This is a genomic window from Neobacillus cucumis, assembly GCF_023715505.1.
Genome location: NZ_JAMBOH010000006.1, coordinates 141,716 through 156,058 on the forward strand (window position 1 = coordinate 141,716; position 14,343 = coordinate 156,058).

At 42.3% G+C, this 14,343-nt stretch carries 11 protein-coding genes; all 11 read left to right on the top strand.

What is annotated here, in order from left to right; genetic code table 11:
- The 11 genes from M3226_RS11410 (at position 1) to M3226_RS11460 (ending at position 14,338) form a co-directional block, all read left to right on the top strand.
- Complete coding sequence (locus M3226_RS11410) at positions 1-1,548, top strand: fumarate hydratase (RefSeq protein ID WP_285857811.1); 1,548 nt, start codon at positions 1-3, stop codon at positions 1,546-1,548.
- A 370-nt stretch (positions 1,549-1,918) separates the two neighbouring features.
- Positions 1,919-2,575: a nuclease-related domain-containing protein gene (locus M3226_RS11415; RefSeq protein WP_251565381.1), complete on the top strand. Its 657-nt coding sequence runs from the start codon at positions 1,919-1,921 to the stop codon at positions 2,573-2,575.
- A 407-nt stretch (positions 2,576-2,982) separates the two neighbouring features.
- Positions 2,983-3,720 carry a delta-lactam-biosynthetic de-N-acetylase gene (pdaA, locus tag M3226_RS11420; RefSeq protein WP_374110585.1) on the top strand — a complete coding sequence of 246 codons (738 nt, stop codon included), beginning with the start codon at positions 2,983-2,985 and terminating at the stop codon, positions 3,718-3,720.
- 291 nt (positions 3,721-4,011) lie between these two features.
- Positions 4,012-5,199, top strand: a complete 1,188-nt coding sequence (locus M3226_RS11425) for a CaiB/BaiF CoA transferase family protein (RefSeq protein WP_251565385.1) — start codon at positions 4,012-4,014, stop codon at positions 5,197-5,199.
- Between the two features lie 4 nt (positions 5,200-5,203).
- Entirely contained in the window at positions 5,204-6,046 is an 843-nt protein-coding gene (locus tag M3226_RS11430; protein ID WP_251565613.1) for a 3-hydroxyacyl-CoA dehydrogenase family protein, read from the top strand.
- A gap of 77 nt (positions 6,047-6,123) precedes the next feature.
- Complete coding sequence (locus M3226_RS11435) at positions 6,124-7,215, top strand: acyl-CoA dehydrogenase family protein (RefSeq protein ID WP_251565615.1); 1,092 nt, start codon at positions 6,124-6,126, stop codon at positions 7,213-7,215.
- Between the two features lie 40 nt (positions 7,216-7,255).
- Complete coding sequence (locus M3226_RS11440) at positions 7,256-8,020, top strand: electron transfer flavoprotein subunit beta/FixA family protein (protein ID WP_251565387.1); 765 nt, start codon at positions 7,256-7,258, stop codon at positions 8,018-8,020.
- 25 nt (positions 8,021-8,045) lie between these two features.
- Complete coding sequence (locus M3226_RS11445; RefSeq protein ID WP_251565389.1) at positions 8,046-9,017, top strand: electron transfer flavoprotein subunit alpha/FixB family protein; 972 nt, start codon at positions 8,046-8,048, stop codon at positions 9,015-9,017.
- Positions 9,018-9,166: 149 nt separating this feature from the next.
- Positions 9,167-11,233 (top strand): (Fe-S)-binding protein, encoded by a 2,067-nt coding sequence (locus M3226_RS11450; RefSeq protein WP_251565405.1) that lies wholly within the window; start codon positions 9,167-9,169, stop codon positions 11,231-11,233.
- Between the two features lie 5 nt (positions 11,234-11,238).
- Positions 11,239-12,015 (top strand): enoyl-CoA hydratase/isomerase family protein, encoded by a 777-nt coding sequence (locus M3226_RS11455; RefSeq protein ID WP_251565406.1) that lies wholly within the window; start codon positions 11,239-11,241, stop codon positions 12,013-12,015.
- Between the two features lie 214 nt (positions 12,016-12,229).
- Positions 12,230-14,338 (top strand): acetate--CoA ligase family protein, encoded by a 2,109-nt coding sequence (locus M3226_RS11460; RefSeq protein WP_251565408.1) that lies wholly within the window; start codon positions 12,230-12,232, stop codon positions 14,336-14,338.
- Positions 14,339-14,343 lie beyond the last annotated feature (5 nt).

A 14,343-nucleotide genomic window follows, 5' to 3' on the forward strand; every position in this document is an offset into this window, starting at 1 on the left:
TTGAATATTGAAAAACTTCAAGAAAGCATGTACGAGCTAATTGTTGAAACATCAACTAAACTTCCGAAAGACGTTCGCCGTGCTGTGTTAGCTGCAAAGCAAAAAGAAAATGCAGGAACAAGTGCTGCCATGAGTCTTGCCACGATCACCAATAATATTAAAATGGCTGACGATCAGGTATCGCCCATCTGTCAAGATACGGGCCTGCCGACCTTTAAAATTAAGACACCTGTGGGCGTTAACCAATTAGAAATTAAAGAGGCCATTAGAAATGCCATTGTTCTTGCGACAAAAGAAGGTAAATTGCGTCCGAACTCGGTTGATTCTTTAACAGGTGAAAATAGCGGCGATAACCTTGGCGCTGGCGTACCGGTCATCAAATTTGAACAATGGGAAAAAGACTATATTGACGTGCGTCTGATTTTAAAAGGCGGCGGTTGTGAAAACAAAAACATTCAATACAGCCTTCCATGTGAATTAGAAGGGCTTGGCCGAGCTGGACGTGACCTTGATGGTATCCGCAAATGCATCATGCATTCCGTTTACCAAGCACAGGGACAAGGCTGCAGCGCCGGTTTTATTGGTGTAGGAATTGGCGGTGACCGTTCATCAGGGTATGATTTAGCAAAAGAGCAATTATTCCGTTCAGTGGAGGATGTCAATCCAAACGAGGATCTTCGCAAGCTAGAAGAATATGTAATGGAAAATGCGAATAAATTAGGAATTGGGACGATGGGATTCGGCGGGGAAGCGACCCTTTTAGGTTGTAAAGTAGGCGTCATGAATCGTATTCCAGCGAGCTTCTACGTCTCCGTTGCATATAACTGCTGGGCATTCCGCCGTTTAGGTGTAAGTGTGGACGCTGAGACGGGTGAAATTAAAGAATGGGCATACCAAGAAGGTGAGTTCATTGATTTTGCAGAAACGGAAGCTGAAAAGGAAACAGCGGCTGCTTCATCATCCTCTGATGTGATTAAGTTAGAGGCACCGATTACAGAAGAAAAGATTCGTTCGTTAAAGGTTGGCGACGTTGTCCAAATTAATGGATTAATGTACACCGGACGTGATGCGATTCATAAGTATTTAAGTGACCATGATGCACCGGTTGATTTGAATGGTCAGGTGATTTATCATTGCGGTCCAGTCATGTTGAAGGACGAAAATGGCGAGTGGCATGTGAAAGCAGCCGGTCCGACAACGAGTATTCGTGAGGAGCCTTATCAAGGCGATATCATGAAGAAGTTCGGTATCCGGGCTGTGATTGGTAAGGGCGGAATGGGTCCGAAAACATTGGCAGCCTTGAAAGAACATGGCGGAGTTTATTTGAACGCGATCGGCGGGGCTGCTCAGTATTATGCTGATTGTATAAAAGGCGTAGAGGGCGTTGATTTAATGCAATTTGGTATTCCTGAAGCGATGTGGCACTTGCGTGTTGAAGGCTTTACTGCCGTTGTAACGATGGATTCGCATGGTAACAGTCTGCATGCTGATGTTGATAAGTCTTCATTGGAGAAATTAGCTCAGTTTAAGGAGCCAGTTTTTAAATAAGAGGTTGGGGGATAGGCGTGTGTGGTGCGCCTGTCTCTTTTTTATTGGAGACAAGTTGGTAAAAAAATACAATTTTTGTTGTATTAGTATTGGATTTTGTAGAATTACCCTGGTCTTTTGTAGAATGAAGGGCATTATATTTAATGGTAATTAATTTCCAAATTATGTAGAATTGAAGCCTTGATTTGTAGAATAAATTAAATTAATGTAGAATTCCTTCTCTATTTTGTAGAAATCAGCTTCAACTTTGTAGAATTCCTATAACAAGTTACCCTATTTTATTCAATTCATAAACAGTTCACGTAATTATTAAAGGATATTGCCTTAAATAAATCGAAAATACTCCTCATTATGAAAGGAGGAATGAATTTTGTTTGTTAAAAACTTAAAAGTACCTATTATTTTACAAAAAGCGGAAGTTCTTGAGAAAAGAATCCCTCAAAATCATCCTAGTATTTCCGATTTAAAGTCTTTTATCAAAAATTTACGGTCAGGATATAATGGTGAACGGAAAATAAATTATTATTTAAACCAACTACCGCCGGAAAGGTTCTATATTTACCACGATCTTCGCCTTCCATATGGAGAGAATGCCTACTTCCAAATCGATGCCCTGCTTCTCTGCTCGAGAGGTATATTTATGTTAGATGGTAAAAATCACTCAGGTAAGCTAACTATCGAACCTAATCAAATGACCCAAGAGTACGATGAAAAAAGAGTTATTTTTGAAAATCCCATTTCCCAGGCCAACAGACACAAACTGTTGTTATCTTATTTTTTGGAAAAATATAAGATACCATCTGTCCCAATAGAATCCCTTGTGGTGATTTGTAGTACCTCAACTGAATTAGTTATAAGTCCTGGGTATGCGGAAGGTACAAAGAAAGTCTGCCGGTTAAGTGACTTACTAAAAAACTTAGATGGTCTTTATCATCATTACAATCGGGAACTGCTAGATAACAAAACATTGGAAAAAATAAAAAGGCTGCTTCTAAAGAAACATACACCATTAAATACAGACCTTTAGAGAAATTCAAAATTTTAAAATCAGAAGTAATAACAGGAGTCCAATGTCCAAAATGCGCATTTTTTTCAATGTATTATCAGAGAAAGATTTGGCAGTGTCCTGCCTGTCAATTTATTTATCGAGACGCCTTTCTAAATGCAGTAAAAGATTACTTTTTGTTAGGAAATCGTCGTTTACAAACTTAGAATTGCGGTTATTCCTTCACTTGCCATCTTCACGGGTCACCACCTATACCATGTCGTTATTAGATTTTCCTTATACAGGTACAACCAAGAGCCGCGTCTACCACCCCCCTAAAGATTTCCTATAAATTACTAATTATCCTTTTCCCTTCTATAACAAACACTAAGATAAATAAAAAATAGGGGGGAACACGGATGAAACGCTTAATCACTTTCCTTGCCATCATGTGCTTACTGCTCCCAACAAGTACATATGCAGCAGTATCCAACCAGCCAATAAACTGGGGGTTTAAAAAAGCCCAAAATGAGGTTCCGCCGGAAGCAGGAGCCCGGTATGACCAGATCCTAGCCAAATACGGTGCCTTTTATAAAGGCGACCCCAAATCCAAAGTCTTATATTTGACCTTTGACAGTGGTTATGAAAATGGATACATGCCCAAAATCCTTGAAGTGTTGAAAAAGGAAAAAGTGCCTGCAGCCTTTTTTGTAACAGGCCACTTTTTAAATTCTCAGCCCGAGCTGTCAAAACAAATGGTAGAAGAAGGACATATCATCGGCAATCATTCCTGGAGCCATCCAGATTTTACAGCTGTCAGTGATGCCAAAATAAGGGAAGAGCTTCAAAAAGTAAAGGTCAAAGCAAAAGAAGTAACCGGGCAAAAAGAAATGAAGTACCTTCGTCCGCCGCGTGGTGTCTTCAGTGAAAGAACGCTGCAAATTGCCAAGGAAGAGGGCTACACCCACGTGTTTTGGTCGCTTGCCTTTGTAGACTGGAACGTAAATCAGCAAAAAGGCTGGCAATATTCCTACAACAATATCATGAATCAAATCCATCCGGGATGTGTAATCCTGCTTCATTCTATCTCAAAAGATAACGCTGATGCACTTGAGCAAGCGATTAAGGATTTGAAAAAGAGAGGCTATAAATTCAAGAGTCTCGATGATTTTCCAAAACTTAAGTAAATCAACAGAGCCGGATTCAACAGAATCCGGCCTTTCGTATTGAATCATGCATGATCTTCCCAGGAAAGGGTGTTTACGGGTTTAAGCTATAGTGTTCCATCTCCCTTTATAAAAATGTTTCAAAAGTTAAACCTTACTAGTTCAAATTTGCGACATCTAAAATCTGGTTCAGCATTTTTAGTAGATTGATATGTTGGCACGATTTTTGCATATTACATTAGTGAAGATTGATTTTAATTAAAAATTTTGCTGTACCTTGATGGAATATGCACAAAGACTTAGGAGGTTTTTATGGTTGGTCCACTAGAAGGGATAAAAGTTTTAGAACTTTCAAGGACGCTCGCAGGCCCGTTTTGTAGTATGCAATTGGCTGATATGGGAGCGGAAGTAATTAAGGTTGAACAGCCGGGGATTGGCGATGAAACACGAAGCTATATTCCGCCAGAAATAAATGGAGAATCTACTTATTTTATGAGCCTAAATAAAAATAAAAAAGGCATTACGTTGAATCTCAAAACGGAAGAGGGTCAAAGGATCGTAAAACAGCTGGTAAAGGATTCCGATGTATTAATTGAAAACTTTCGAAACGGAACAATGGAGAAGTTTGGCTTAGGGTATGATGTGCTCAAAGAAATCAACCCCCGTCTCGTCTATTGCGCTGTCAGCGGATTTGGCCGGACAGGTCCGATGAAAGATGAACCAGCTTATGATTTATTGATGCAAGGTTTCGGAGGATTGATGAGTGTTACGGGTGAGGAAGGAAGGGCCCCTGTTAAGGTAGGGTATTCAATCGTTGATTTGGCAACAGGACTTTATGCATCGCTTGGGGTTGTCCTTGCCTTGCTGGCCAGGGAAAGGTCGGGAAAAGGCCAATATGTGGAATCTTCTTTGTTGGAAACCAGCGTCTCATTGACCAACTACCTTGGGCAAGGTGTTTTAGCAACAGGAAAAGTTCCCCGACGTTTAGGTTCATCACATCCAAACCTTGTGCCGTACCAGGTGTTTGAGACGAAAGATGGTTATGTCATCATTGCGGTACCCAATGATTGGCTTTGGAGAAAAATGTGTGTTGCCCTTGAACTTGACCATTTAAAGGATCATCCGAAATTTGCCGTAAACGTGAACCGTGTAGCAAACAGGGAAGAACTTGTTGCGATTCTTACGGAATATACGAAGAGTAAAGAATCATCGGAAATTATCGAAAGGTTAAAAAAGGCAGGTATACCAAGTGGTCCGATCAATGACATTGCCCAACTACTAGAGCATCCCCAGGTTCAATATCGGGAAATGATTCAAGAGGTAGAGCATCCGACCATTGGTACGCTGAAAATGCTTGGAATCCCGCTTAAATTATCAGATACGCCGGGGTCCGTACGGAAAGCACCACCTTTATTAGGTGAAAATACAGATGATGTGTTAACTGCCCTCGGTTACAGTCCTGGAGACATTGCAGATTTTAAAGAAAAGGGGATTATTTAGAATGATCAATCATATTGCTGTCATTGGCGGCGGTACAATGGGGCGTGGAATTGCCTATACCGCTGCATTAGTTGGATTTAAAGTAACGTTACAGGACATATCTGAGCAGGCTCTTGAAAAAGCAAGAGAATACATTGAAAACTTGTTAAATAGAAGTGCAGCAAAAGGATACATCCAGGCCGAACAGGAAGCAGAGGCAAAGAAAAATCTATTTTACACAACGCAGCTGCAAGAAGCTGTAAGTAAAACGGACTTGGTCATCGAAGCAGCCTTAGAAATAATGGAGTTAAAAATAAGTATCTTTAAGCAATTAGATGAATTGGCGCCCGCTCATGCAATCCTTGCAACTAATACATCCACAATGAGCCCGACGGAGATTGCGGCTGCAACGGGAAGGCCTGAACAATGTATCGCGATGCACTTCTTTAACCCCGTTCATCGCATGAAATTAATCGAGATTATTCGAGGCTTGGATACATCTGATGCTACGGTAGAGGTGGTCAAACAAGTGGCGGAAAAGCTTGGTAAAGTATCGGTCGAAGTCAATGAATTTCCTGGTTTTGTAACAAGTCGGATGAATTGTCTAATTGGAAATGAAGCCATGAACATGCTAATGGAAGGAGTGGCTTCAGCCGAAGACATTGATAAGGCTCTTAAATATGGTTTAAATCATCCGATGGGTCCACTTGAATTGGCGGACCTTGTAGGCTTGGATAGCCGTTTGCGAAATATGGAATATTTGTATCAGCAATTAGGTGAAAAGTACCGTCCATCTCCCTTACTAGTGAAATATGTGAAGGCAGGACGTTTGGGAAAAAAATCAGGCCGAGGATTTTACCAATATTAATAAGAAGGAACGTGGAAAAAGTGGATTTTCAATTATCAGAAGATATTAAATTTTTAAAGCGAAGCATTCGGTAATTTATTGACAGCGAAGTCGATCCCCTTGCAATGGAAATTGAGGAGAAGGACGAGATTCCTGATAAGATCATGGACATGTCGAAGGAAATGGGATTGTTTGGGCTAAGTATCCCGGAAGAATACGGTGGCACAGGTATTGGAATGGTCGGTAAGTGTGCCATCTATGAGGAATTAGGCAGGACTCATAATGGATATACCACGGTGATCGGTGCCCATACAGGGATCGGTTCTGTTGGAATCGTCGAGATGGGGAATGAAGAGCAAAAGCGAAAATACTTGCCGCCAATGGCTCGTGGGGAAATGATTGGATCTTTTGCATTGACTGAACCTAGTGCAGGTTCACATGCAACGAACCTGAAAACAACGGCAGTGAGAAAAGGCGATAAATATGTCTTAAATGGAAGCAAACATTACATTACCAATGCACCGATTGCGGATGTCTTTACGGTTATGGCCGTAACTGATCCATCGAAAGGGGCAAAAGGGATTACCTCCTTTATTGTTGAGAAAGACTTTCCTGGGTTCACAGTAGGGAAAAATGAAAAGAAAATGGGTCTTCGTGGATCCCATTCCGCAGAAATTTTCTTTGAAGATTGTGAAGTTCCTGTAGAAAGTGTGCTTGGACTTGAAGGGCAAGGCTATGTTAACGCTTTGAAAATTCTTGCCAACGGCCGGTCGGGGCTTGCAGCAAGAAACCTGGGCAGTTGCGAAAAGCTGTTAGAGATGTCTCTCCAGCACGCAAATAATAGAATTCAGTTTGGCAACCCCATTTTTGAACAACAAATTATCCAACATTATTTAGCAGAAATGGCGCTGGATATTGAAACATTGAGGAGCATGACCTACCGTGTGGCTTGGATGACAGACCAAGGGATGAAGGTCATTAAGGAAGCGGCAATGGTAAAGCTCCTTGGATCCGAGGTCTATAATCGTGTGGCAGATAAGGCGGTACAGATTCACGGAGGGATTGGATATATTGCTGAATTCCCTGTCGAGCGCTTTTACCGGGATGCCAGAATCACCAAGATTTATGAAGGAACATCTGAAATCCAAAAAAATATTATTGCCGCGCAGTTAAAGCGGGAATACCTGTAGATCCATAAATAAGTGTAGAAGAATAGGAGGATACCAGAAAATGAATATTTTAGTTTTAGTGAAACATACCTTTGATACTGAAGAGAAGATCGTTATTCAAAACGGAGAGATTAGCGAGGAGGGGGTAGAGTTTATCCTTAATCCGTATGATGAATATGCAGTGGAAGAGGCTGTCAAAATCAAGGAAGAGTCTGGGGCAGAAGTAACGGTATTGACGGTCGGACCGACTCGATCTGAGAGTGTTTTAAGAACAGCGCTCGCAATGGGTGCAGACAAAGGGATCATCGTTGAACTAGAGGAAGAGGCAGACGAGTATGCCATCGCCAAGATCATCAAAGCAGCCCTTAAAGGGCAGGAGTACGATTTAGTCTTGGCTGGAAATATGGCGGTAGATTCCGGATCCGGCCAAGTTGCCATTCGGGTGGCCGAAGAATTAGGGATCGCTCAAGTCTCTACGATTACGAAACTCTCTCTTGATGGCACGAAGGCAATCGTCGAACGCGATATTGAGGGAGACGTGGAAATCACTGAAGTGAATCTTCCGTTTTTGGCAACCGCTCAACAAGGATTAAACGAGCCGCGTTATCCATCTCTTCCGGGGATTATGAAAGCGAAAAAGAAGCCTCTTGAACGTTTCACAGTAGAAGATCTGGAGTTATCAGAAGACGACTTGGATCCTCGAACTTCCATACAAGATCAATATTTGCCGCCAAAGAAACAAGCAGGGAAAGTTTTAGAAGGCGAAATCGGCCAACAGGTTCAGGACCTTGTGAATCTGCTTCGCACGGAAGCAAAAGTAGTCTAATTACGAACTTAGGAGGATGATCCAAATGGGTAAAAAAGTACTTGTTTTTGTAGAAAGCAAAGATGGAAAGCTGCGGAATGTCTCTTTTGAAGCCTTGACAACAGCCAATAGGTTGGCTGATGGAGGGGAAGTCAATGCGGCGTTATTTGGTCCCGGAGCAACTGAATTAGTGCAGGAAGTAAGTATGTACGGGCCAAATAAAGTTTATGTCCTGGAAGATGAAGCCCTGAAAACCTATACAACTGATGCCTATACGCAGGCATTGTGTCAGCTAATTGAGGAAGTGCAAGCGGAAGTCATTCTGATGGGGCATACAGCGATTGGAAAAGACGTGGCCCCGAGAGTGGCTGGGAAATTAGGGGCTGGACTGGTTTCGGACTGCACAGGGGCAGAGTTAGAGGATGGCGCCATTGTCTTTACCCGGCCGATTTATGCAGGGAAAGCATTCCAAAAGAAGGTCTTTACCCAAGGGAAAGTGTTTGCGACCTTAAGACCGAATAATTTTGAGCTAAAAGAAAATCCTGTGCAGGCTGAGATTGTTCCATTCCATCCGGTCATAAAGGATTTAAGAACCATTGTGAAAGAAATCGTTCGGAAAGCCACAACTGGAGTGGATCTGAGTGAAGCAAAAGTGATAGTTTCCGGCGGCCGCGGTGTGAAAAGTAAAGATGGATTCAATCCTCTTCAGGAGCTGGCAGAAGTATTGGGCGGTGCAGTCGGAGCTTCACGCGGGGCCTGTGATGCAGATTTTTGTGACTATTCACTGCAAATTGGACAAACAGGAAAAGTGGTAACACCTGATTTGTATATCGCTTGCGGGATTTCCGGTGCCATTCAGCATTTGGCCGGTATGTCGAATTCTAAAGTGATTGTGGCCATCAACAAGGATCCGGAAGCACCGATTTTCCAAGTAGCCGACTACGGAATTGTAGGCGATTTGTTTGAGGTTGTTCCTCTTTTAACAGAAGAATTTAACAAACTATTGGTCACCGTTTAAATTTCTAGAAACGGGTTTAATATGGTGCCATTTTAGTCCCCCTTTTTTAAAACAGAGGGGACTATTTTTACACACTGGAATATTTAAGCGTTTTAGCACAATCCACAATGTAACGAAAATAACTAAATCCGACAATAGGGGAGGACAAAATGTTATTACTGCTGAATTTACTTGCTTTCCTAGCGGTGACAGGATATGCCGTTTATTTATTTGCCCAACTTGTATACAGCCGGTATTTGTTCATAAAGCTTGGTAAGAAAGTTGATTATAAACAGGACCTCAAAGAACGAATCAATGCTGTGTTAGTGAATGGGTTCGGCCAGCGAAAATTGTTTAAAGACAAGAAAAGCGGTCTCATGCACTTAATCTTGTTTTATGGCTTTTTTATCATCCAGGTTGGACTCATCGAAATCATTATAAAGGGATTTTTCAGAGGGTATGAATTCCCTTTCGGCAGTGCGCACAAATATTTTAGTCTCTTGCAGGAATGGACGGTTTTCCTCATGCTGTGCGCAATGATCTATGCCTTTTATCGCCGCTATATCGAGAAGCTGAAGCGGCTGCAATTAAAGCGGGATAAGAAAGCTGCATTTGTCATTATTGCTTTAATTACACTGACCCTGTCCATCCTGTTTACACTGGGATTTGAACAGGTCATGCTGGGACATCATCCCGATTTCTCCCACACTCCATTCTCAGGAGTCATAGCACAAGCCTTCTTTGGTATTGGAAAGACAGCGGGAACCGTGCTGTTTTACGTATTTTGGTGGCTGCATCTCTTGACCGTGGTATCCTTCATGGTATTCGTACCGCAGTCAAAGCAGGCACATGAGGTATTTGCCATGTTCAACCTCTTTTTCAAAAGGAGCGGTCCTGTTGGAAAATTGAGAAAGATTGATTTCGAGGATGAAGCAATTGAGGAATTTGGCGTCGGGAAAATTGAGGATTTTACCCGGCAGCAGTTGATTGATCTCTATGCGTGCGCGGAATGCGGACGATGCACGAATATGTGTCCGGCTTCTGTAACGGGAAAGACCTTATCTCCGATGCAATTAATTGTGAAAATGAGGGATCATTTGACAGAAAAAGGAGCAGCTGTAACCTCCCGCAGTCCATGGATGCCCAGTCTGGTTGTTGGCTCTTCTGCCTTATCACTGGGACCCGCTGCACAGGAAGCTGCAGCATCGGTGGAAATGCCTAATTTAATTGGCGATGTGATTACCGAGGAAGAATTATGGGCGTGCACGACCTGCCGGAATTGCGAAGATCAATGTCCAGTGGCGAACGAACATGTCGACAAAATCATTGATTTAAGGCGTTATTTGGTGATGACGGAAGGCAGTATGCCTCACGAAGCAACCCGTTATTTTCAAAATATTGAGCGGCAAAGCAATCCATGGGGGATGAACCGGAAGGAGCGCATCAAGTGGCGTGAGGAATGCAAGGATATCCAAGTTCCGACGGTAAAGGAAGTAGAAGAATTTGACTTTCTGTTCTGGGTGGGGTCAATGGGGTCCTATGATAAACGAAGCCAAAAGATTGTACAATCCTTTGCTGAAATTATGAATACGGCCGGTATCCGCTTTGCCATTCTTGGTAACGAAGAGCGTAATTCCGGTGATACGGCACGCAGAATGGGGAACGAATTTTTATTTCAACAATTATGTGAAGAGAATATTGCCAATTTTCAGGCTCATGGGGTGAAGAAAATTGTGACCATCGATCCCCATGCTTTCAACACTTTTAAACATGAATATCCTGAGTTTGGTTTGGAAGCAGAGGTCTATCATCATACGGAACTGATTTGGAAGTGGATCCAAGAAGGCCGGATTAAGCCGAAGAACGAAGTCAAGGAATCGATTGCCTATCATGATTCCTGTTATATTGGCCGCTATAACAATATCTATGATACCCCGCGCCAAATTCTTAAATCGATTCCTGGAGTAAAAGTCTTAGAGATGGAACGGAATAAAGAAAATGCCATGTGCTGCGGGGCTGGCGGCGGCAGGATGTGGATCGAGGAAACGCAGGGAAAACGGATCAACGTGGAACGTGTCGAACAGGCGCTCAAGCTTAGTCCAACGATGATCGGAAGTAATTGTCCGTACTGTTTGACCATGTTATCCGATGGGACGAAGGCGAAGGAAGCAGAAGAACAGGTCCAAACCATGGATATTGCCGAGATTGTGGCGCGTTCATTATCAGCCAAGGAGTGATGGAGATGGAATATCAAAATATTTTAGTGGAACAAGAAGGAAGCATCGGGATCATTAAGATGAATCGGCCGGATGTCAGAAATGCGTTAGATAGCCAAACCTTAACCGAAATAAGCCATGCACTGGAAACCCTCGAGAATGATGATGGAGTGGGAGTAATCGTCTTTACCGGAGCGGGGGAAAAATCATTTGCAGCGGGCGCAGACATTCGTCAGTTAAGGGAAAAGCAGCCCCTCGATGCGCTCTTTCCGGGAATGTCTGGCACATATCGCAGGATTGAAAATTGTACGAAAGCAACGATTGCAGCTGTTAATGGCTTTGCATTGGGCGGCGGGTGTGAGCTGGCAATGGCCTGCGATATTCGAATCGCAGCACAACACGCCAAATTCGGTCTGCCGGAGCTCAATTTGTCGATCATTCCGGGTGCAGGCGGAACCCAGCGTTTAGCCCGAATCATTGGAAAGGGCAGAGCGATCGATATGATTTTGACTGGAGAAATCATAACAGCAAAGCGGGCAGAAGAAATCGGCTTAGTCTCCGAGGTGGTACCTATGGAAGATTTGTGGCATGCCGCAAAAGCGAAAGCGGAAAAGATTTTAGCAAAAGGCCCGTTTGCGGTTCGAATGGCCAAACTTGTGATTAACCGTGGATTTGATACGGATATGGATACGGCACTGTTAATCGAAAAACTGTCCCAAGCCGTTTTGTTTGGATCCCATGATAAGAATGAAGGGACACAGGCCTTTCTTGAAAAAAGGCAGGCAGCCTTTACCGGTCAATAGGTGGAAACACTAATTGTTTCATTTTTGAGATACGCAGGTTTCACTTTTAAAACCATTCAGAATATTGAGAAACGTAAAGATCTGAATTCATTTCAATAAATAATAAAAGATTGATAGATTCTGCAATATTCGACGGATTAAACACCCATATTTTTTAAATGTTGGCACGATAATTGCAAATATACTAAGTAAATAGATTTGAAAGGAGAAAGGTATGAGTAACAACTTGAGATATTTGTTTGACCCGGACAGTATAGCGATCATCGGCTGTTCTCCGGACGCCAAAAAGATAGGCGGCAGACCTTTAGATTACTTAATTAAATATGGTTATCAAGGAAACATCTATCCAATCAATCCAAACTATCCAGAAATTCGTGGGTTACAATGCTACGAAAATATTATAAGTGTTCAGGGGGAGATTGACTTAGCGATTATCGCCTTACCCCAAAAATTAGTGTTGAACACTTTTAAGTCCTGCATAGAAAAAAAAGTACGGTCTGTGGTCATTTTTAGCGCTGGGTTCTCTGAATTAGGGAAGGAAGGCAAAAAAGAACAAGAAGAGCTTTCTAGGCTGGCTAAGGAAAACAATATTCGTGTCTTAGGTCCAAACTGCTTAGGTTTATTCAATGTAAGTAAAGGGATGTATGCGACCTTTTCAACCATCTTAGAAGAAGAGGAACCGATTCAGGGCGGTAATATCGGTTTTGTCAGTCAAAGTGGAGCGTTCGGGTCCCATGTCTTTACATTAGCCAGGCAGCATCATATTGGGTTTAGCCATTTTGTTGCGACTGGAAATGAGAGTGATATTGATGTAGCAGACTGTATTCAATATTTGGCTGAGGACGAACAAACCGATGTGATTGCCTGCTACATTGAAGGGGCGAAAGATGGGAAGAAATTGACCCAAGCTTTAAAACTGGCTAAACAAAAGAATAAGCCGGTTGTCGTTTTAAAAGTAGGCAAATCGGATGCCGGGATGAAAGCAGCGATGTCCCATACCGGGTCCATGGTTGGCTCTGATGCGGTATATGATACCATTTTTAGTCAATATGGGGCTTACCGGTCAAATACCATTGATGAGTTTATTGATCTTGCCCAGGCCTTTTCGAAATTGCCGGTAGTCGACGGTAACCGAGTGGCGATTTTCACGATTTCAGGCGGAGTGGGCATCATGCTTGCGGATCAAGCTATGGAAAATGGCCTGGTGTTACCAGAAACACCAGTGGATGTCCAAAAGAGATTAAAAGAAATGCTTCCAATCGCAAGTGTTAAAAATCCACTGGATACAACGGCACAAATCTCCTATATGCCGACATTGCTGGAAGACTTTATGGAGGCGGTCCTAAAAAGTGGTCACTATGATTCTGCCATTGTATTTTTGGGTTTTGCCGGCTTAAAGACGGACTCATTAAACGCGAGAATTAAATCACTTCTCAAAGTAAAGGCGAAGTTCCCGCAGATTCCTCTCGTTACCGTGACGTTAAATAATCCAAGCTCCAAGAAATTACTTTCTGATTTTGGATTAGTCGTCAACGAAGACCCGACGAGGGCGGTAAAAATGTTGTCCGCATTAGTTCAATTAGGTAAGACCATGAAAAGGGAAGCAGTAGAGAGTCCAAGAGAAAACAGGGAAGTAAGCCTGAAAAGCTTTATTTTGAACGATTCAAAGGAATTAACTGAATATACAAGTAAGAAAGTGATTGCCCAATATGATCTGCCGGTTACGCAGGAAAAACTGGCAAATAATGCAGAGGAAGCGGTCGAATTCGCAGTGCGGATCGGTTATCCGGTTGTTTTAAAAGGGATGTCCCCTCAGATTTTACATAAAACCGAAAAAGGCTTAGTTCTCTTACATCTAAAAGATTCCAAAGAAGTAGAAGAAGGTTTTAACCGATTGAAACAAATCATTGATGAAACCGAAAATGCAACATTTGAAGGTGTCTTAATTCAAGAAATGGTAACAGAAAAATCAGTTGAGATGTACGTAGGATCTAAAAAGGATCCGGTTTTTGGACAAATGATCCTTGTGGGCTTAGGCGGGATTTATATAGAAGTATTCAAAGATGTTGCAATGAGAAAAGCACCTGTATCTGTGGAAATGGCTGCAGAAATGATAGAGGAATTAAAATCGAGTGCCATGCTCAAGGAGTTTAGAGGAAATTCTGCGTATGATGTAACCGCTTTAAGTGAGTTTATATCAAAATTCAGTTATTTTATCGATGCATTCGAAGATGAGATTGAAGAAATTGACCTTAATCCTACACTGGTTTTTAAGAACGACAAAGGGGTTAAGGTAGTAGATGCATTGATGAAGTTGGTCTAAAAACG

What these genes read in the sequence shown, in the direction of transcription:
- M3226_RS11445 (WP_251565389.1), top strand. Translation starts at nt 8,046, where the DNA reads ATGGGTAAAAAAGTACTTGTTTTTGTAGAAAGCAAAGATGGAAAGCTG.
- M3226_RS11450 (WP_251565405.1), top strand. Translation starts at nt 9,167, where the DNA reads ATGTTATTACTGCTGAATTTACTTGCTTTCCTAGCGGTGACAGGATAT.
- M3226_RS11440 (WP_251565387.1), top strand. Translation starts at nt 7,256, where the DNA reads ATGAATATTTTAGTTTTAGTGAAACATACCTTTGATACTGAAGAGAAG.
- M3226_RS11455 (WP_251565406.1), top strand. Translation starts at nt 11,239, where the DNA reads ATGGAATATCAAAATATTTTAGTGGAACAAGAAGGAAGCATCGGGATC.
- M3226_RS11460 (WP_251565408.1), top strand. Translation starts at nt 12,230, where the DNA reads ATGAGTAACAACTTGAGATATTTGTTTGACCCGGACAGTATAGCGATC.
- M3226_RS11425 (WP_251565385.1), top strand. Translation starts at nt 4,012, where the DNA reads ATGGTTGGTCCACTAGAAGGGATAAAAGTTTTAGAACTTTCAAGGACG.
- pdaA (WP_374110585.1), top strand. Translation starts at nt 2,983, where the DNA reads ATGTGCTTACTGCTCCCAACAAGTACATATGCAGCAGTATCCAACCAG.